This window comes from Enterobacter sp. RHBSTW-00175 (assembly GCF_013927005.1).
Classification (GTDB): domain Bacteria; phylum Pseudomonadota; class Gammaproteobacteria; order Enterobacterales; family Enterobacteriaceae; genus Enterobacter.
In genome coordinates, this window is sequence record NZ_CP055930.1 from 2,181,600 (window position 1) to 2,199,245 (window position 17,646).

Genomic DNA, 17,646 nt, shown 5'->3' on the forward strand with positions numbered 1-17,646 from the left:
TTGATTTCTCGCAAGGTACATTGTGTTTAAGCCTCTCATTGCCACTGCGTTACTGCTAACTACCGGCTGGGCCACCGCCGCTGAGCCGCCGCTGACGGCTGCCCTTTATGCGCAGCAGCTTGGCGTGGGTATTGATGTCGACTGGGCGCGCACCGAACGTGGCATCCGGGAATTCGATCCGCTGGTCGTTCGTGATTTTCGCGCCAAAGGGTTAACGCATGTGCGTATTCGCGTGGCGGATGAACCTACCGAAGCGCGGCTCATTCATCTGCGTAAACTGGTAGAGGCGTGCGAGCAATACGGGGTGATCCCCATCATCGCTTATCAGGCTGACGAATATAAAAACGACCCCAAAGCGGACAATGAAAAAGAGGTGATCAACTGGTGGATTGCGGTGGCGCACTATTTTGGCCAAAGCTCGCCGCTGCTTGGGTTTGATCTGATCTATGAGCCGGCGGATAAGCTCAACCACAACCAGGCTTCGCTGAACCGGGTATACGAGAAAACAATAAAAGTCATTCACAGCATTGATGCTAATCGCATGATTTTTATCGCGCCACGCCTGCGTGCCGCGCCGGAAGATTTATCCAGCATGAAGCTGCCTGCGCACAGCCAAAATTACCTGCTGGCCGAGTGGCATATTTTCCCATGGGGGCCGCTGAAAAATAACGGCAAATATCCGTGGACGTCCGGTACGGCGGCCGAAAAAGCCGCCATTCACAACCGGATTAACACCGCGTTGCACTGGCAGCAAAAAACCGGACATGTCAGTTGGGTTGGCGGCTGGGGAGTGGGTGAATCAAGCCGATTTACGCCAACTGCGTCGCAGCTGGCGTTTGCCACGTTTATGGCCTGTGAACTGCAAAAGTCGAAAATCCCGTATGCCATTAACGCCGATTTCCAGTTTTATGACGGGGAAGAAGGGGCCTGGCGGCCTGCGCCAGAGCCTTTATTGCAGACCATGATTACACCTGAGTGTGAAAAGCCCGCCGAGAAGCCGGGCCATCATGCAGTTAAACCGGCTGCTCATGATGCGGGACACGGGACGCCAGCGGCAGCCAGCACAGTAAAATCAGCAGCCCCATCAGCGTCATCAGTAAACCCAAACTAGCCTGACCGGTTTGCGGTAACAGCGCAGAAAGCCAGGCCAGCGCGCCGGAACCGATATTCTGCAAACCGCCCACCAGCGCGCCCGCCGTGCCTGCGAGGAACGGGAACGGCTCCATTGCGCCGCTGGTGGCGAGCGGGAACAACATCCCTGCACCGAAAAAGAACAGCGCCGCCGGGATAAGCAGCGTCCAGACTGTCATCACGCCGAACAACCCTGGGATCCACATCATCACGCCTGCCAGCAGGCAGCTAATCACTGACTGCCACATCAGCGTGGAGAAACGTTTGTTCGGGCGTCCGGCAAACCATGCGCCGAAAAACGCTGCCGGAATAGGCAGGATAAACAGGATACTCACCACCATACTGCTGAGGCCAAGCCCTGCGCCTAACAGTACGCCGGAGCAGGCTTCAAACACGGCAATCCCCGCCAGGCCGCCGATCAACATCAGCAGGTAGCAGGTGAACGCCCCGTTGCCGAACAGCGTTTTATAGCTGGTGATAAGTTTGGTGCGCGGTGCGTCGGTGGGGCGCGTTTCCGGCATCCAGCGCGCCATGCTGAAGGTCACAATCACACACAGCACCAGCAGGAAGACGTAGCAGGCACGCCACGACCACATTGTATCCAGCAGGCCGCCAATCAACGGGGCCAGCAGCGGACTCACCAGAATGCCCATATTGAGCAGACTATTGGCATGGCGAAGCTGGGTGCCCTGGTACAGATCACGCGGCAAGGTGCGCGCCATCACCCCGCCAACGCCGGTCCCGACGCCTTGCAGAGCGCTGGCGGCAATCAGTACCGTCAGGCTATGGGTAGTGATGGCAATCACCGTGGCGACCATAAATATGCACATGCCCACCAGAATCACCGGGCGACGCCCGACGCGATCGGACAGCGGGCCGTAAAACAGCTGAGAGACGCCATAGGTCAGCAGATAAGCGGCCATGACGCTCTGCACTGCGCCCTCGCGGACGTTCAGTTCCTTTGCCATGTCGGCGATTGCCGGAATGTAGATGGTTTGCGCCATCTGACCGACGGCCACCAGTAACACCAGCATCAACAATAAGTTAACGTTCCTTTGTTTTTTCATGTCGCTGAATACTTTTGCCAAAAGAGAGAAATAAAGAATAAGTGACTGCTCATTCCCATAAATGCGCGAGGAATCTACCACAGTGCGATGGCAATTTAAGCATTGTTGTAGCGAATGGAAAAACCGGGAAAGGCAGGATTTGTAAACAAGATCGGCAACTAATGTTGCCAGTGATTTACGCCAGGCGCAGCAGAATCGCTCCGCCAGCAATACCCAGCGCCGCAGCAATACGCAGACCCGCAACTTTCTCTTTTAAAAGGACAAACGCGATCAGTGCCCCAAAAAGAATGGAGGTTTCGCGCAGCGCTGCGACCACTGCCAGCGGGGCCTGCGTCATTGCCCATAGCGCCAGGCCGTAAGAGCCCATAGTACCTATCCCGCCGAGCAGCCCCTTTTTCCAGTGCAGCCGCAGGTAGCTGGACGCTTCACGCCGCCGCGCGACCATCGCCCAGCTCAGCAGGCAGAAGCCGTTCATAAAGAAGGTCCACAGCGTGTAGCCCAGCGCGGTGTCAGAGAGCCGCACGCCGGTGCCATCCACCAGCGTATAGCCCGCGATAAAACAGGCATTCAGCAGCGCCAGCCAGATCCCTTTTCGGGACTGCATGCGTCCGTTCATCGCCATCGCCAGTATCGACAGGCAGATCACCCCAATGCCGGACCACGCGAGCCATGAGAGGCTATCGCCGAGCGCCAGCACGCTGATCAGCGCCACCAGCAGCGGCGCAGTGCCGCGCATCAGGGGATAGGTCTGACTCATATCAGAGACCTGATAGGTCTTCGCCACCAGCACCGTGTACACCACCTGTAACGCGCAGGAGACGATTAAAAACGGCCAGCTTGCGGCAGAAGGCTGTGGCGAAAAGGGGAGCAGCACCAGGGCAATCAGCGTGGCGGAGCCGCTGACGCTGATTGCAGAATAGAGCTTATCCGTTCCGGCTTTGACGATGGCGTTCCAGCTGGCATGCAGCAGCGCGGCGAAGAGTAAAATGCAGAAAACGGTGATGGTCATGGCGTATCGGGTGATTAATTGTCACTCAACTGTAACATTCACACTCTGATGCTGCCAGCCGGTTAGACCGCACAAAAAAGGCGGTGCGTCACCCGCGGTTCGTCAGACACCAGCGTAAAACCCGCCTGGCGATAGAAACCATACGCAGTGTCCGGCGCATGGGTATTGAGAAAATCAAACCAGATGCTCGCATCGGCCATTACCACGGTCAAAAGCTGTTTTCCAATGCCCAGTCCGCGGCACTTCTCGCTGACGTAGAGATGGCGAATGCGTCCGGCGCGTGGTTGCTGGCTAAACGGATCGCGGTTCAGGCCGCATACGCCCACTAGTTTGCCGTTCAGAAACGCCCCCAGCAGTTTTTCACCCGGTGCGTTAAAGCGGTTTTCACCGCGCTGCCAGTTCTCTTCCAGCCTGCGTAGCATGTTGAAATTCAGCGTGATGCTTTCGGTTTTCAGGGCAATATACCCGGGTTCTTCGGGTGTAATGGGTTCAATTAACAGACGCGACATAGCATTCCCTCGTTATTAAAGAGGGGCGGTTGCCCGCCCCTCTCAGGTGCGACTTGAACCTGAATCACCGCAGGTATTTCAGGACGGCATCAAGCAGTTGCAGTACAGCAACAATGAGTTTGAGGATAAGAACCACCATATCCACTACGCTCATACGCGTCTCCTTTTGGTCAAAAGGAGCACGATGCTGGCGTACCTTTCCGCCGCCTGTTGCCAGCACCTGGATTGACGTAACACAGTGTGCTCACTTCAGGGGTTAAGGCACTGACGGTACCACCCGTTTCAGCCAGGACTTTGTTGCGCCGGTAAAACAGCGGCCCCCTCGCGCACTGCGAACACCCTGAGTATAGATAAATACTGTATATATGAACAGTATTTTATAGACAAAGATTGTCAGAGGGTACATACTCAGAAACGTCAAAATCCGTGCCTTAAATTGCGCGTTCGTCGCCGATCGCGTATACTTTTTGCGTTGACGTAACACAGTGTGTTCTGCGGTTACCAGCCGCAAACCCTGAAAAAAACCTCGCTCCGGCGGGGTTTTTTGTTTTCCGGGCAAATACAACAAACGAGTCAGTTGACTAAATGGCAATGCATGTTATTGTTGCCATATTGGCAACGGACGCGGTGGGAATGCAGGATGCATTTAATTTCTATGAAGGCAATTTTGGATGCAGTCATTACCTTTCCACAGCATAAGGAAGAACTCCTTTTTCTGGGGAGAGTCATCGAAAAGAGCAATTGCCCTACGCCTGCTGCGCTGAAAAAGCTGTTTCCAACACTTGATAATTTTAAGTATCTGGATAAGCACTATGTTATTGATATAGCGAACAACAATCTCAGAGTGGTGGCTCTCATATTCTTTGAAAGCCAAAAGTTTTATGTGCGCCATGTTTTTACTCATAAGGAATATGACCGTTTTACGGAGAAACATCGCACTAAGGGGAAGAAATGATGATCGTTGCTGATGCAATGAAAGCTACGTATGCCCTTGTTGCGGCTGTTCCTCTGCTGGGTGAACATCCTAACGAACAGGATTACAAAGACGCTCTGGAACTGGTTGAGTATCTTCTTATGAACGAACCGGGTAGCCCTTTACTGGATATCGTATGTGCAAGAATTAGCCGCTACGAAGCGAACCAGCCAGACATTGTCGCGTTACGTCTGGAGATGGAATCTGTACCTGTCGGTATTGCGGTTTTAAGAACCTTAATGGATCAGTACAACCTGACGATATCTGATTTTCAGGATGAAATTGGCAGTAAATCAATGGTTTCAAGGGTGCTTAACGGCCAGAGGCAGCTCACTCTGAACCACATTAAAAAGCTTGCAGCCCGATTTGGTGTATCGCCCGCGCTATTTATTGAATGACAAAAAATCAGGCTTTTTTTGTTTTCATCACTCAACAAACGAAACGTGATCTTTGACGCATTTTTGCGCAGATGAAAATATTTCCATTGTCACGCCGAAAAACCTGTGTTTGTATGAATTCTATCAATGATTCCAAACACAGGTCCCCAATGACTTTATCCATGAACACCGCGACCCTACTAAAAACTGCGCTACCAGCCGCAGTGGTCGTCGTGCGTGTGGTGGTGGTCGTCGGCAATGCGCCGTAGGGACTGGAACAACACACGATTCCAAAACCCCGCCGGCGCAAACCGGGCGGGGTTTTTAGTTTAAACGCCTCCCGGAAAGTCGGCCCATAAAAGGACTGGAGCATGGCAATTTCGGGCACAACATCCACAAAGACGCGTTTCACCGGCGCGCAGCTGATCGTTCATTTGCTGGAACGTCAGGGCATCACCACGGTTGCGGGTATCCCTGGCGGGACAGTGCTGCCGCTGTATGATGCGTTAAGCCAAAGCACGCAGATCCGTCACGTACTGGCACGTCACGAGCAGGGCGCAGGTTTTATCGCCCAGGGCATGGCGCGTACGCAGGGTAAACCGGCGGTTTGTATGGCCTGTAGCGGGCCGGGTGCGACCAACCTGGTCACCGCCATCGCCGATGCGCGCCTCGACTCCATTCCGCTGATCTGCATTACCGGCCAGGTGCCGTCCTCGATGATCGGTACGGATGCATTCCAGGAAGTGGACACCTACGGCATCTCTATCCCCATCACCAAACATAACTATTTAGTTCGCGATATCGCCGAGCTTCCACAGGTTATCAGCGATGCATTCCGCATTGCCCAGTCTGGCCGTCCGGGCCCGGTGTGGATAGACATTCCTAAGGATGTACAAACCGCAGAAATCGACATCGACGTGCTGCCTGAGCCGGGCGGCCGTGCCCCCGCGCCGGAATTCAGCGCTGATAGCGTGCGTGATGCAGCGGCGATGATTAATGCCGCCAAACGCCCGGTGCTCTACCTGGGCGGCGGGGCGATTAATGCTTCAGAAGAGGTGCGCCAGTTCGCTGAAAAAGCCAACCTGCCAACCACCATGACCCTGATGGCACTTGGCATGTTGCCAAAAGCGCACCCGCTGTCACTGGGAATGCTGGGAATGCACGGCGCGCGCAGCACCAACTACATTCTGCAAGAATCTGATTTATTGATTGTTCTTGGCGCACGTTTTGATGACCGGGCGATAGGTAAAACCGAGCAGTTCTGTCCGAACGCCAAAATCATTCACGTGGATATCGACCGCGCCGAGCTGGGTAAAATCAAGCAGCCGCACGTTGCTATTCAGGGCGATGTTGCCGAAGTTCTGGCGCAACTGATCCCACAAACAGACGCGACCGGGCGTGAAGACTGGCGTCAGCTGGTAGCCGACCTGCAAAAAGAGTTCCCGGGCGCCATCCCGACCGAAGGCGACCCGCTCAGCCATTACGGGCTGATTAACGCCGTTGCCGCCTGCGTGGATGACAGCGCCATCATCACCACCGACGTGGGCCAGCATCAGATGTGGACTGCACAGGCTTATCCGCTGAACCGTCCGCGCCAGTGGCTGACCTCCGGCGGGCTGGGCACTATGGGCTTTGGCCTGCCTGCGGCGGTTGGCGCGGCGCTGGCTAACCCGGATCGCAAGGTTATCTGCTTCTCCGGTGACGGCAGCCTGATGATGAACATTCAGGAAATGGCGACCGCGGCCGAAAACCAGTTAGACGTGAAAATCATTCTGATGAACAACGAAGCGCTGGGGCTGGTGCATCAGCAGCAAAGTCTGTTCTACAAGCAGGGCGTGTTTGCTGCGACCTATCCCGGTATGATCAACTTTATGCAGATTGCCGCCGGTTTTGGCCTGCATACCTGCGATCTGAACGCAGAAGAAGACGCGCACGCGGCGTTGCAGGCGGCGATTTCACGCCCGGGCCCGGCGCTGATCCACGTGCGTATCGACCCTGAACAAAAAGTGTATCCGATGGTACCGCCGGGTGCGGCAAATACTGAGATGGTGGGAGAATAAGCCATGCAGAAACAACATGATAACGTCATTCTGGAACTCACCGTCCGTAACCACCCTGGCGTCATGACCCACGTCTGTGGGCTGTTTGCCCGTCGCGCGTTTAACGTAGAAGGCATTCTCTGCTTGCCGATTCAGGGCAGCGAACACAGCCGCATCTGGCTACTGGTTAACGACGATCAGCGTCTGGAGCAGATGATGGCGCAGATCGATAAGCTGGAAGATGTCACCAAAGTGGAACGCAACCAGTCCGATCCCACTATGTTTAACAAAATTGCGGTGTTCTTCGAATAAATCGCTCATTGCTTGAACACCCACGCGCTTATCGATAAGGTAAGCGCGTTTTTTTATCCGCCCGCCAGGAACGCGCCATGACCACTATCGCCCTTATCGACGACCACCTTATCGTCCGCTCAGGATTTGCTCAGCTTCTGAACCTTGAACCTGATTTTCAGGTGGTGGCCGAGTTTGGTTCTGGCCGCGAGGCGCTGGCCGGTTTGCCCGGGCGCGGGGTGCAGGTCTGTATCTGCGATATCTCAATGCCGGATCTCTCAGGGCTGGAGTTGTTAACCCAGCTGCCAAAGGGAATGGCGACCATCATGCTTTCGGTTCACGACAGCCCGGCGCTGGTGGAACAGGCGCTTAACGCGGGGGCGCGCGGATTCCTTTCCAAACGCTGTAGCCCGGACGAACTTATCGCCGCCGTACGCACCGTCTCCACTGGCGGCTGCTACCTGACGCCGGATATTGCCATCAAGCTGGCGGCAGGACGCCAGGATCCGCTGACCCGACGCGAACGCCAGGTGGCGGAGAAGCTTGCTCAGGGAATGTCGGTAAAAGAGATTGCAGCTGATCTGGATCTGTCACCCAAAACCGTCCACGTCCACCGTGCCAACCTGATGGAAAAACTCGGCGTCAGCAACGATGTCGAGCTGGCGCGCCGCATGTTTGATACCTGGCAATGAGTCCCGTTTTCTCGCGGCTGATTGCCGTGGTCGCCAGTTTTTTTATCTTCTCTGCCGCCTGGTTTTGCCTGTGGAGTATCAGCCTGCATCTGGTTGAACGCCCGGCGCTGGCGGTGCTGCTGTTCCCCTTCGGCCTGCGTCTGGGATTGATGCTGCAATGCCCGCGCGGTTACTGGCCGGTGCTGCTCGGCGCTGAGTGGCTGATGCTGGTGTGGCTGGCGCAGGAAGTGGCGCTGGCGCATCTGCCCTTATTGATTTCCGGCAGCGTGCTCGCGCTTATCCCGGTTGCACTTATCTCCCGATACCGTCACCAGCGCGACTGGCGCACGCTGTTGCGTCAGGGGGCGGCGCTGATTGCCGCCGCGCTGCTCCAGTCCCTGCCGTGGATGGGTGAAAAAGAGATGCTCAACGCGCTGCTGCTGACGCTCACTGGCGGCCTGACGCTCGCGCCAACCTGCCTGGTTATCTGGCATTACCTCACCAGCACCGTCTGGCAGCCGCTCGGCCCGGCGCTGGTGTCTCAGCCGGTAAACTGGCGCGCGCGGCATCTCATCTGGTATCTGCTGTTATTCGTCGTGAGCCTGTGGTTGCAGCTCGGCCTGCCTGCGGAGCTTTCGCGCTTTACACCGTTTTGTCTGGCGCTGCCGATCATTGCGCTTGCCTGGCATTACGGCTGGCAGGGGGCGCTGATCGCCACACTGATGAACGCCATTGCCCTGATTGCGAGCCAGACCTGGCACGATCATCCGGTAGATTTACTCCTTTCTCTGCTGGCGCAAAGCCTGACCGGGCTGCTGCTTGGGGCGGGCATTCAGCGTCTTCGTGAACTGAACCAGTCCCTGCAAACCGAGCTGGCGCGTAACCGTCGTCTGGCAGAACGCCTGCTGGAAACCGAAGAGACTGTACGACAGGAGGTGGCGCGTGAGCTGCATGACGATATCGGCCAGACCATTACCGCCATCCGCACCCAGGCGGGCATTGTTCAGCGTCTGGCGGCGGAAAACGCGGGCGTGAAGCAGGGAGGGGCGCATATCGAACAGCTTTCGCTCGGGGTGTATGATTCGGTTCGCCGCCTGCTGGGGCGGCTGCGTCCACGTCAGCTGGACGACCTTTCCCTTGAGCAGGCCGTGCGTTCCCTGATGCGCGAGATGGAGCTGGAAAGTCGCGGAATTGTCAGCCATCTCGACTGGCGCATCCATGAGCCAGGGCTGAGCGAAGGCCAGCGCGTCACGCTGTTTCGCGTCTGCCAGGAGGGGTTGAACAATATTGTTAAGCACGCCAGCGCCAGCGCGGTAACCCTACAGGGCTGGCAGCAGGATGAACGTCTGATGCTGGTGATTGAAGATGATGGCTGCGGCCTGCCTCCGGGTTCGGGCCAGCAGGGTTTTGGCCTTGCGGGGATGCGCGAACGCGTAACGGCGCTCGGCGGGACATTGACCCTCTCCTGCACCCACGGCACGCGCGTTAGCGTCAGCTTGCCGCTGCGTTACGCATAAGGACTCACCATGTTTAAAACGCCTGCCAACGCCACCCCTATAAGCGATAAAGCAGAAATCGACGCCCGCTACCGTTACTGGCGACGCCATATCCTGGCAACCATCTGGCTCGGTTACGCCCTGTTCTACTTCACCCGCAAAAGTTTTAACGCCGCAGCACCCGAAATCCTGGCCAGCGGCGTGATGGTGCGCACCGATATCGGCCTGCTGGCGACGTTGTTTTACATCACCTATGGCCTGTCGAAGTTCTTCTCCGGTATTGTCAGCGACCACTCTAATGCCCGCTATTTTATGGGCTTCGGGCTGATTGCCACCGGGGTAGTGAATATCCTGTTTGGTTTTTCCACCTCGCTGTGGGCCTTTGCGTTGCTGTGGGCGCTGAACGCCTTTTTCCAGGGCTGGGGCGCGCCAGTGTGCGCCCGCCTGCTCACCACCTGGTATTCGCGCAACGAGCGTGGTGGCTGGTGGGCGATATGGAACACCGCGCATAACGTTGGCGGCGCGTTGATCCCGATTGTGGTGGGTGCGGCGGCGCTGCACTACGGCTGGCGGGCGGGAATGATGATTGCGGGCGGCCTGGCAATACTTGCCGGGGTATTCCTGTGCTGGCGTTTGCGCGACAGGCCGCAGACCGTGGGGCTGCCTGCGGTGGGCGACTGGCGGCACGACGAAATGGAAATCGCCCAACAGCAGGAAGGCGCAGGGCTGACCCGCAAAGAGATCCTCACCAAATATGTGCTGAAGAACCCCTATATCTGGCTGCTGTCGCTCTGTTACGTGCTGGTCTACGTGGTGCGTGCGGCGATCAACGACTGGGGTAATTTGTATATGTCCGAAACGCTCGGCGTGGATCTGGTAACGGCGAACTCGGCAGTGACCATGTTCGAGCTGGGTGGGTTTATCGGCGCACTGGTGGCGGGCTGGGGTTCGGACAAGCTGTTTAACGGCAACCGTGGCCCGATGAACCTGATTTTCGCCGCCGGGATATTGCTCTCGGTCGGCTCGCTGTGGCTGATGCCGTTTGCCAGCTACGTGATGCAGGCGGCGTGCTTCTTCACCACCGGTTTCTTCGTGTTCGGCCCGCAGATGCTGATCGGTATGGCAGCGGCAGAGTGCTCGCACAAAGAGGCGGCAGGCGCGGCAACGGGCTTTGTCGGGCTGTTTGCTTACCTGGGGGCATCGCTTTCCGGCTGGCCGCTGGCACGGGTGATCGACATCTGGCACTGGAGCGGTTTTTTTGCGGTGATCGCCATTGCAGCGGGGATTTCTGCCCTGCTGTTGCTGCCATTTTTAAACGCTCAGGCCCCACGCGAAACCAGTGTGATGTGATGCGCTTCACCTTTTCGCCCCGAGTGGTGCAAAACCAGGAAATTTTCCCGGTTTCACCTGGACGGTATCTCAGGCGTCTCTCCCGGCTGATTTTTACAATGCCTGCCATTCGCAGGTATAAAAATCAGCTCAGGAGCAAACCATGCTGGCCTTCTTAAACCAGGTACGTAAGCCGACCCTGGATCTGCCGCTCGATGTGCGGCGCAAAATGTGGTTCAAACCCTTCATGCAGTCCTACCTGGTGGTCTTTATTGGCTACCTGACCATGTACCTGATCCGCAAGAATTTTAACATCGCGCAGAACGACATGATCTCGACCTACGGGCTGAGCATGACGCAGCTGGGGATGATTGGCCTGGGCTTCTCCATCACCTACGGCGTGGGTAAAACGCTGGTTTCCTATTACGCCGACGGCAAAAACACCAAGCAGTTCCTGCCGTTTATGCTGATCCTCTCCGCCATCTGTATGCTCGGCTTTAGCGCCAGCATGGGCACTGGCTCGGTCAGCCTGTTCCTGATGATCGCCTTCTACGCACTCAGCGGTTTCTTCCAGAGTACCGGCGGGTCGTGCAGCTATTCCACCATCACCAAATGGACGCCGCGTCGTAAGCGTGGGTCGTATCTTGGCATGTGGAACATCTCCCACAACCTCGGGGGGGCGGGTGCGGCTGGCGTGGCGCTGTTCGGTGCTAACTATCTGTTCGACGGGCACGTGATCGGCATGTTTATCTTCCCATCGATTATCGCCCTGATTGTCGGTTTTATCGGCCTGCGCTTTGGCAGCGACTCCCCGGAATCTTACGGCCTTGGTAAAGCTGAAGAGTTGTTTGACGAGGAGATCAGCGAAGAGGACAAAGAGACCGAAGAAAACGAGATGACCAAATGGCAGATCTTTGTTGAGTATGTGCTGAAAAACAAAGTGATCTGGCTGTTATGTTTCTCAAACATCTTCCTGTACGTGGTGCGTATTGGTATCGACCAGTGGTCTACCGTGTATGCCTTCCAGGAGCTGAAGCTTTCCAAAGAAGTCGCGATCCAGGGCTTTACCCTGTTTGAAGTGGGCGCGCTGGTCGGCACGCTGCTGTGGGGCTGGCTTTCTGACCTTGCCAATGGCCGTCGTGCGCTGGTGGCCTGCGTGGCGCTGGCCCTGATCATCGCGACCCTTGGTGTTTATCAACATGCCAGCAACCAGTACGTTTACCTCGCATCGCTGTTCGCGCTTGGCTTCCTGGTGTTTGGCCCGCAACTGCTGATCGGCGTAGCCGCCGTCGGCTTCGTGCCGAAAAAAGCGATCGGCGCTGCCGATGGAATTAAGGGCACCTTCGCGTACCTGATTGGCGACAGCTTCGCCAAGCTCGGTCTGGGGATGATCGCCGACGGCACACCGATTTTCGGCCTCACCGGCTGGGCAGGCACCTTTGCCGCGCTGGATGCAGCAGCCATTGGCTGTATCGTCCTGATGGCGATGGTCGCGGTGCTGGAAGAGCGTAAGATCCGCCGCGAAAACCGCGCACAGAAGCAGAAATTGAAAGCAGCCTGAGTGTGCAGGTAACGTTTTGCCCGGTGTGATGCCGGGCTTTTTTATGCCTGCCGCTAAGGCGCATATCATTTAAATCTCAACTGATTTATCTGTTATTTTCTTGCTGCTTTGACGGCTTTATCCATGCATCATCATACTTTATATTTCCTTTATGGTAGTTCCATTCAATCTCTCTAAATCTTAGCCCTATAACTTCATGCATATTTGGCACAGAGCTTCCCGGATAGTAGATATGAGTAAAATCGACAGAGGAGATAACTACGCTTTTCAGCGTAATGCTATAAACTTCTACCTCAAATCCCGCCTCTGAAGTTTCATAATATTTAAGTACGGCTTTCTGTAATCGTCTGGATTCACAAACGGCAATAGCAAAGAAGGGACTTGTTTTATCTAATTGCTTATGAATTTTTATCGGGTCATGCTGTCGCGTTCCCGTCATGCTTCCCGTAAAACTATCAACACTTTGCCTTAAACCGTAGCTACTATTCAAAACCTCAATCGCCCCTTCTCTACCTGGAGCCTGACAGTCGCTATTGACCTGCACTCCATGGTCATCGTATAAAAATAAATATGCTGGCAGTGTCATATCTATAATCCTCCATCTTTATCAATAAAGAATGCATCAGTGTATTGTTTACCATTGAGGCCATAGTAAATATTATACTGATAACCATTTTCTAATTTAACGTTGATGCATGTTTTAGGGTAAGATAATTGAATGTTATCTTTTGCTGCGATAACCGTGTATTTACCTTTCGGTGAGTAGTAAACATTATAATGGTTTAGTATATCTGTTTTGTTCACACTAAAGCAGATGGTGCCAGCTTGAATAAAAACACTACGGTGCGCAGGAGCTGGTTTACCGCCTGGGCAGCCAGAAAGAAGGACTGTAAACGAAGCAACGATTAACCTTTTCATCCAGGGAACCCATTCATGGCAGAACGATATTTATGAATCAAGGTGTAAATAGATTCGTCAGGAGTATAATCAAGATATTCATATAACCCTTTATTACCTTCAAAACCGTAATTGAGTAATAGCCAATAATCGCTGGCTATTGATGCTTGTTGCTCTAAGCCGTAATGAAGAAAATGAGATTTATCTAAGCTGTAACTATAATCTGCAAACCGGGAAAACATGCCTCGTGTTCTGACAAACATTCCTTTTTGTGATTGCCATGCATGAACCATTTCATGCATGAATCTAAGCTTTTTTGTTAGATCTTGTTCTAATGAGAAGTCTGGTGAATATGTTTCCTCTCTGAACCAAAGTTCACCGTTGGGCGTCATTGCAACATCTACAGGTTGAAGGTTAAAGGGGAGATGGCTTTCACGATGTACCCAAATTAAACTGTAATTGAGACTTCCACCGAAAAGTGTTTTAGACAGCGCGATCTCGCCTATCGTAAGTTGTCTTACCCCTCCAGGCATTATGGCTGTCCCTGAGGTGGGTCTAATTCGTTCATCTACTGACATTTAATATCTTCCCAGTCCCTGATTATTATTTTTCTCTCTAACTTAATGAAAAGGGTGTGTGAATCTTGTGATAAAACTCTCAAAGCTAAAGTCTTTTGAGGTAATTTTATTTAAAATCCAATGCGGGGTCTGAAATAAAATTAATGGAAAAGATAATAAGCAGAGGAGTGACGTTAATCATTGCTAATGTCAATATTATTGAGCAATGTTATTTATCCATTGCTCTTATAAATACAAATATTACCGGTTTCAATTTATTGCCGCCCGCTCGTCTCCAGCAACAACTCCCTCAGCCACTGCTGCGCCGGGTTACGGTGCGTGCGTCCGTGCCAGGCCATGCTTTTGGTGAATCCGGCTACCGGAACAGGCGTGTCACACACAAACATATCCGCCCGGTTTTCGGCCATGCGCTGCGGCACTACGGCGATCATATCGCTGATGGTCAGCACCTCCGGCAGCACCAGGAAGCTGCTCACCGATAATCCCACGCGTCGCTCGCGCCCGGCCTTTGCCAGCGCATCGTCGGTCACGCCGTGGAAGCTTTCGCCCTCATAAGACACCAGCACATGCTCCAGAGTACAAAAGCGCTCAAGTGAAAGCGGTTTGCCCGCATCCGGGTGATCGGCGCGCATCATGCAGACGTACCGTTCATCATAAAGCGCGCGGCTGTGGAGCTCATCAGGTGTGGTGTGCGGCGTCAGCAGGGCGAGGTCGATTTTCCCCTGCTCAAGCTGGGCGACGAGGCGCTCCGGCTCTACCGGCACCACGCGCACGCGGATGTGAGGGGCCTGCACCTTAAGGGCGGCAATAAACGGTACGATCACCGCGCGCAGGGCGTAGTCGGTGGCGGCGAGGGTCACGGTGATGCTCGCCGTGAGCGGGTCAAAAATGACGGGCTGCAACAGCACATCGATATCCGCAAGAATGCGCTTGATGGGCGCGGCCAGCGCTTCCGCGCGGGTGGTTGGCACAATGCCGTGTGGGGCGCGGATAAACAACGGGTCGTCGAAGTAATCGCGCAGGCGGTTTAGCATCCCGCTCACCGCAGGCTGCGTAAGGGCAAGGCGCGCCGCGGCTCGGGTGACGCTGCGCTCGTCCAGCAGGGCATCCAGTGCTTTCAACAGGTTAAGATCCAGCGTGCGCAGATCTGCTTTCATGACGATTTTCCACCTCTTTTCAGTTCACTATTATGGCGCTGCCTGCTGTTGACGCTGCGCGTTTCCCGATATGATGAGCGGCTTATTTAAGGAGAACGCATGGTCTGGATAATGCTGGCAACCCTCGCGGTGGTGTTCGTGGTCGGATTTCGTATCCTGACCTCTGATTCCCGCCGCGCGATCAAACGTTTAAGCGAGCGTCTGGGTATCACCCTGGTGCCGGTAGAATCGATGATCGATCAGTTTGGTAAAACGCCCGGCAATGAGTTTATCCGCTACCTTGAGCGCCCGGACGAAGCCCATCTGCAAAACGCGGCGCAGGTGCTGCTGATCTGGCAGGTCTGTATCGTCAACGGCAGCGAAGAGAACCTGCACACCTGGCACCGGCTGCTGCGTAAAGCCCGCCTGGCGGCACCGATTACCGATGCGCAAATCCGCCTCGCGCTGGGTTTTATGCGCGAGATGGAGCCAGACCCGCAGGAACTTAATGCCTTCCAGCTGCGCTACAATCAGCTCTTCTTGCCGCAAGAGGGCGTGTTTTACCTGCACTGATATCACGAATCGTGATGAAGAGTATAAAGTATCATCATTAGATTTATACCACTCGCGAGCGCAACATCACCTCATCAACAACATGACGAGGTGAACCATGAAACAATCCGCGATTATCTGGCCGAACGACTATCTGCCAGGCACCACCGATAACTTTGCATCTAACGAAATCATCGTCGCCGGGCTGAGCGCCAAAGACATTTGGGCGCAGCTTAACGACACGACTCTGTGGCCGGGCTATTACAGCAACGCTGAAGATATCCGCTTCCATGACGGCAGTGGTCCTGAACTGAGTGCCAACGCCCGTTTCCGCTTCACCACCTTTGGCTTCCCGGTTGAAGCGCAGGTGACGGAATATGTGCCGCCGGTTGACGGTGAAGCGGCACGTATCGCCTGGCACGGCTGGGTGGAAGGAGAGGCGAACTCGCGTCTGGACGTGATCCACGCATGGCTGTTTGAAGACCTGCCCGGCAACCGCGTGCGCATCCTGACCCAGGAGTCACAAAAAGGCGTTCCGGCACAGGAATTAGCGCGTACCGTGCCGAACCCGATGATTAACGGCCACCAGGAGTGGATTGTCGGATTAGCCAATGCCGCCCTTAAGGCTCGCGGGTAATTTTGCCCGGTGGCGCTTTGCTTACCGGGCCTACAAACCCCGTAGGCCAGTGCAAGCGCAGCGCCGCCCGGCAAAAAAAGCTGCGAAAGTTGTCAAAACGTTAAATCCGTCACACTTTTGATGATAAACTGCGCAGCTTTTCCGCACATTTATCTTCAGGTGACGCCATGACCGAACATATCCAGCCCACGACCAGACCGCAGACCAAAGAGGTTTCACGCCCGAACTGGTCGGCGGTTTTCTCCGTGGCATTCTGCGTTGCCTGCCTGATTACCGTCGAGTTTTTACCGGTCAGCCTGCTGACGCCAATGGCGCAGGATTTGGGTATTTCCGAAGGTGTAGCGGGGCAGTCCGTTACCGTAACTGCGTTTGTGGCGATGTTCGCCAGCCTGTTTATCACCCAGGTGATTGGCACGATTGACCGCCGCAAAGTGGTTATCCTTTTCAGCGTGCTGCTGACGCTCTCCTGCCTGCTGGTTTCTTTTGCCAATAACTTTACCCTGCTGCTGCTTGGGCGCGCCTGTCTGGGGTTAGGGCTGGGCGGTTTCTGGGCAATGTCGGCATCTCTCACCATGCGCCTGGTGCCCGCGCGCACGGTGCCTAAAGCCTTGTCCGTTATCTTTGGTGCCGTGTCTATCGCACTGGTGATCGCCGCGCCGCTGGGCAGTTTCCTCGGTGGGATTATCGGCTGGCGAAATGTGTTTAACGCGGCGGCAGTCATGGGTTTGCTGTGCATTATCTGGGTGTGGAAAGCATTGCCGTCCCTGCCGGGTGAAGCGGCGCATCATAAACAGAACATGTTCAGCCTGCTCAAGCGCCCGGGCGTGCTGGCGGGGATGAGCGCCATCTTTATGGCCTTTGCCGGGCAGTTTGCCTTCTTTACCTATATCCGCCCGGTGTTTATGACCATGGCGGGGTTTGATGTGGATGGCCTGACGCTGGTGCTGTTGAGCTTCGGTATTGCCAGCTTTGTCGGTACGTCGCTCTCATCCCAGTTCCTGAAACGCTCCCTGAAGGTGGCGCTGGCGGGTGCCCCGCTGGTTCTGGCGATAAGTGCAGCGGTGCTGGTGCTGTGGGGCAGTGATAAGTGGGTGGCGTCGGCGATTGCGATTATCTGGGGCTTTGCCTTTGCGCTGATCCCGGTGGGTTGGTCGACGTGGATCACCCGAACGCTTGCCGATCAGGCCGAAAAAGCCGGGTCGATTCAGGTGGCGGTGATCCAGCTGGCGAACACCTGTGGTGCGGCGGTCGGCGGCATTGCGCTGGATCATCTGGGGCTGACCTCACCGCTGGTGATTTCCGGCACGCTGATGCTGTTGACGGCATTGCTGGTGGCGGGGAAGGTTAAGGCACGTTGATTGATAAATAGTCACTTCGGCGATATACTTGTACC

At 55.1% G+C, this 17,646-nt stretch carries 21 protein-coding genes; 13 read left to right on the forward strand and 8 right to left on the reverse strand.

Annotated elements, in window-relative coordinates; translation table 11 throughout:
* Nucleotides 1–22 precede the first annotated feature (22 nt).
* On the forward strand, nt 23–1,111 hold the full coding sequence (locus tag HV107_RS10290) for a cellulase family glycosylhydrolase (protein WP_182063101.1): 1,089 nt from the start codon (nt 23–25) through the stop codon (nt 1,109–1,111).
* Here HV107_RS10290 and emrD read toward each other — a convergent pair.
* The 4 genes from emrD to tisB form a co-directional block, all read right to left on the reverse strand.
* On the reverse strand, nt 1,014–2,198 hold the full coding sequence (gene emrD, locus HV107_RS10295; protein ID WP_182063102.1) for a multidrug efflux MFS transporter EmrD: 1,185 nt from the start codon (nt 2,196–2,198) through the stop codon (nt 1,014–1,016). The two genes, HV107_RS10290 and emrD, sit on opposite strands and share 98 nt — an antisense overlap.
* A 175-nt stretch (nt 2,199–2,373) precedes the next feature.
* A complete protein-coding gene (locus HV107_RS10300; RefSeq protein ID WP_182063103.1) occupies nt 2,374–3,207 on the reverse strand; it encodes an EamA family transporter in 834 nt (277 codons plus the stop codon).
* Nucleotides 3,208–3,269: 62 nt separating this feature from the next.
* Entirely contained in the window at nt 3,270–3,716 is a 447-nt protein-coding gene (locus tag HV107_RS10305; RefSeq protein ID WP_182063104.1) for a GNAT family N-acetyltransferase, read from the reverse strand.
* A 64-nt stretch (nt 3,717–3,780) separates the two neighbouring features.
* Nucleotides 3,781–3,870 carry a type I toxin-antitoxin system toxin TisB gene (gene tisB, locus HV107_RS10310; RefSeq protein WP_071599731.1) on the reverse strand — a complete coding sequence of 30 codons (90 nt, stop codon included), beginning with the start codon at nt 3,868–3,870 and terminating at the stop codon, nt 3,781–3,783.
* Nucleotides 3,871–4,356: 486 nt separating this feature from the next.
* Between tisB and HV107_RS10315 the strand changes: the two genes are divergently transcribed.
* From HV107_RS10315 to uhpT, 9 genes are all read left to right on the forward strand, one after another.
* Nucleotides 4,357–4,671: a type II toxin-antitoxin system HigB family toxin gene (locus tag HV107_RS10315; protein ID WP_182063105.1), complete on the forward strand. Its 315-nt coding sequence runs from the start codon at nt 4,357–4,359 to the stop codon at nt 4,669–4,671.
* Entirely contained in the window at nt 4,668–5,087 is a 420-nt protein-coding gene (locus HV107_RS10320) for a type II toxin-antitoxin system HigA family antitoxin (RefSeq protein WP_182063106.1), read from the forward strand. Before HV107_RS10315 ends, HV107_RS10320 begins: the two co-directional genes overlap by 4 nt.
* Nucleotides 5,088–5,236: 149 nt before the next feature.
* Entirely contained in the window at nt 5,237–5,335 is a 99-nt protein-coding gene (gene ivbL / locus HV107_RS10325; RefSeq protein WP_182063107.1) for an ilvB operon leader peptide IvbL, read from the forward strand.
* A gap of 102 nt (nt 5,336–5,437) precedes the next feature.
* On the forward strand, nt 5,438–7,126 hold the full coding sequence (gene ilvB, locus HV107_RS10330) for an acetolactate synthase large subunit (RefSeq protein WP_182063108.1): 1,689 nt from the start codon (nt 5,438–5,440) through the stop codon (nt 7,124–7,126).
* 3 nt (nt 7,127–7,129) lie between these two features.
* The gene (gene ilvN / locus HV107_RS10335; RefSeq protein ID WP_182063109.1) at nt 7,130–7,417 is read left to right on the forward strand and encodes an acetolactate synthase small subunit; all 288 of its coding nucleotides are present in this window, start codon (nt 7,130–7,132) and stop codon (nt 7,415–7,417) included.
* 77 nt (nt 7,418–7,494) lie between these two features.
* Nucleotides 7,495–8,088, forward strand: coding sequence for a transcriptional regulator UhpA (uhpA, locus tag HV107_RS10340; RefSeq protein ID WP_182063110.1), 594 nt, complete (start codon nt 7,495–7,497; stop codon nt 8,086–8,088).
* The gene (gene uhpB / locus HV107_RS10345; RefSeq protein WP_182063111.1) at nt 8,085–9,584 is read left to right on the forward strand and encodes a signal transduction histidine-protein kinase/phosphatase UhpB; all 1,500 of its coding nucleotides are present in this window, start codon (nt 8,085–8,087) and stop codon (nt 9,582–9,584) included. The genes uhpA and uhpB overlap by 4 nt, the downstream gene beginning before the upstream one ends.
* Before the next feature lie 9 nt (nt 9,585–9,593).
* A complete protein-coding gene (locus tag HV107_RS10350; RefSeq protein WP_182063112.1) occupies nt 9,594–10,913 on the forward strand; it encodes an MFS transporter in 1,320 nt (439 codons plus the stop codon).
* 142 nt (nt 10,914–11,055) lie between these two features.
* Nucleotides 11,056–12,453 (forward strand): hexose-6-phosphate:phosphate antiporter, encoded by a 1,398-nt coding sequence (uhpT, locus tag HV107_RS10355; RefSeq protein ID WP_182063113.1) that lies wholly within the window; start codon nt 11,056–11,058, stop codon nt 12,451–12,453.
* 85 nt (nt 12,454–12,538) lie between these two features.
* Here uhpT and HV107_RS10360 read toward each other — a convergent pair whose 3' ends face one another.
* The 4 genes from HV107_RS10360 to HV107_RS10375 all read right to left on the reverse strand — a co-directional run bounded on the left by HV107_RS10360 (nt 12,539) and on the right by HV107_RS10375 (nt 15,085).
* Nucleotides 12,539–13,039: a type VI secretion system tube protein TssD gene (locus HV107_RS10360; protein WP_182063114.1), complete on the reverse strand. Its 501-nt coding sequence runs from the start codon at nt 13,037–13,039 to the stop codon at nt 12,539–12,541.
* Nucleotides 13,040–13,041: 2 nt separating this feature from the next.
* Nucleotides 13,042–13,371: a putative T6SS immunity periplasmic lipoprotein gene (locus HV107_RS10365; protein ID WP_182063115.1), complete on the reverse strand. Its 330-nt coding sequence runs from the start codon at nt 13,369–13,371 to the stop codon at nt 13,042–13,044.
* Nucleotides 13,368–13,928, reverse strand: coding sequence for a type IV secretion protein Rhs (locus tag HV107_RS10370; RefSeq protein WP_182063116.1), 561 nt, complete (start codon nt 13,926–13,928; stop codon nt 13,368–13,370). The genes HV107_RS10365 and HV107_RS10370 overlap by 4 nt, the downstream gene beginning before the upstream one ends.
* Nucleotides 13,929–14,182: 254 nt before the next feature.
* The gene (locus HV107_RS10375; RefSeq protein WP_182063117.1) at nt 14,183–15,085 is read right to left on the reverse strand and encodes a LysR family transcriptional regulator; all 903 of its coding nucleotides are present in this window, start codon (nt 15,083–15,085) and stop codon (nt 14,183–14,185) included.
* A 99-nt stretch (nt 15,086–15,184) separates the two neighbouring features.
* Between HV107_RS10375 and HV107_RS10380 the strand changes: the two genes are divergently transcribed.
* The 3 genes from HV107_RS10380 to nepI all read left to right on the forward strand — a co-directional run bounded on the left by HV107_RS10380 (nt 15,185) and on the right by nepI (nt 17,611).
* A complete protein-coding gene (locus HV107_RS10380; RefSeq protein WP_182063118.1) occupies nt 15,185–15,637 on the forward strand; it encodes a DUF1198 domain-containing protein in 453 nt (150 codons plus the stop codon).
* A 97-nt stretch (nt 15,638–15,734) separates the two neighbouring features.
* Nucleotides 15,735–16,253: an SRPBCC domain-containing protein gene (locus HV107_RS10385; protein ID WP_182063119.1), complete on the forward strand. Its 519-nt coding sequence runs from the start codon at nt 15,735–15,737 to the stop codon at nt 16,251–16,253.
* 167 nt (nt 16,254–16,420) lie between these two features.
* Nucleotides 16,421–17,611, forward strand: coding sequence for a purine ribonucleoside efflux pump NepI (gene nepI / locus HV107_RS10390; protein ID WP_182063120.1), 1,191 nt, complete (start codon nt 16,421–16,423; stop codon nt 17,609–17,611).
* The last annotated feature ends 35 nt before the right edge of the window (nt 17,612–17,646 follow it).

What these genes read in the sequence shown, in the direction of transcription:
- emrD (WP_182063102.1), bottom strand. Translation starts at nt 2,198, where the DNA reads ATGAAAAAACAAAGGAACGTTAACTTATTGTTGATGCTGGTGTTACTG.
- HV107_RS10300 (WP_182063103.1), bottom strand. Translation starts at nt 3,207, where the DNA reads ATGACCATCACCGTTTTCTGCATTTTACTCTTCGCCGCGCTGCTGCAT.
- HV107_RS10305 (WP_182063104.1), bottom strand. Translation starts at nt 3,716, where the DNA reads ATGTCGCGTCTGTTAATTGAACCCATTACACCCGAAGAACCCGGGTAT.
- tisB (WP_071599731.1), bottom strand. Translation starts at nt 3,870, where the DNA reads ATGAGCGTAGTGGATATGGTGGTTCTTATCCTCAAACTCATTGTTGCT.
- HV107_RS10315 (WP_182063105.1), top strand. Translation starts at nt 4,357, where the DNA reads ATGCATTTAATTTCTATGAAGGCAATTTTGGATGCAGTCATTACCTTT.
- HV107_RS10320 (WP_182063106.1), top strand. Translation starts at nt 4,668, where the DNA reads ATGATGATCGTTGCTGATGCAATGAAAGCTACGTATGCCCTTGTTGCG.
- ivbL (WP_182063107.1), top strand. Translation starts at nt 5,237, where the DNA reads ATGACTTTATCCATGAACACCGCGACCCTACTAAAAACTGCGCTACCA.
- ilvB (WP_182063108.1), top strand. Translation starts at nt 5,438, where the DNA reads ATGGCAATTTCGGGCACAACATCCACAAAGACGCGTTTCACCGGCGCG.
- ilvN (WP_182063109.1), top strand. Translation starts at nt 7,130, where the DNA reads ATGCAGAAACAACATGATAACGTCATTCTGGAACTCACCGTCCGTAAC.
- uhpA (WP_182063110.1), top strand. Translation starts at nt 7,495, where the DNA reads ATGACCACTATCGCCCTTATCGACGACCACCTTATCGTCCGCTCAGGA.
- uhpB (WP_182063111.1), top strand. Translation starts at nt 8,085, where the DNA reads ATGAGTCCCGTTTTCTCGCGGCTGATTGCCGTGGTCGCCAGTTTTTTT.
- HV107_RS10350 (WP_182063112.1), top strand. Translation starts at nt 9,594, where the DNA reads ATGTTTAAAACGCCTGCCAACGCCACCCCTATAAGCGATAAAGCAGAA.
- uhpT (WP_182063113.1), top strand. Translation starts at nt 11,056, where the DNA reads ATGCTGGCCTTCTTAAACCAGGTACGTAAGCCGACCCTGGATCTGCCG.
- HV107_RS10360 (WP_182063114.1), bottom strand. Translation starts at nt 13,039, where the DNA reads ATGACACTGCCAGCATATTTATTTTTATACGATGACCATGGAGTGCAG.
- HV107_RS10365 (WP_182063115.1), bottom strand. Translation starts at nt 13,371, where the DNA reads ATGAAAAGGTTAATCGTTGCTTCGTTTACAGTCCTTCTTTCTGGCTGC.
- HV107_RS10370 (WP_182063116.1), bottom strand. Translation starts at nt 13,928, where the DNA reads ATGTCAGTAGATGAACGAATTAGACCCACCTCAGGGACAGCCATAATG.
- HV107_RS10375 (WP_182063117.1), bottom strand. Translation starts at nt 15,085, where the DNA reads ATGAAAGCAGATCTGCGCACGCTGGATCTTAACCTGTTGAAAGCACTG.
- HV107_RS10380 (WP_182063118.1), top strand. Translation starts at nt 15,185, where the DNA reads ATGGTCTGGATAATGCTGGCAACCCTCGCGGTGGTGTTCGTGGTCGGA.
- HV107_RS10385 (WP_182063119.1), top strand. Translation starts at nt 15,735, where the DNA reads ATGAAACAATCCGCGATTATCTGGCCGAACGACTATCTGCCAGGCACC.
- nepI (WP_182063120.1), top strand. Translation starts at nt 16,421, where the DNA reads ATGACCGAACATATCCAGCCCACGACCAGACCGCAGACCAAAGAGGTT.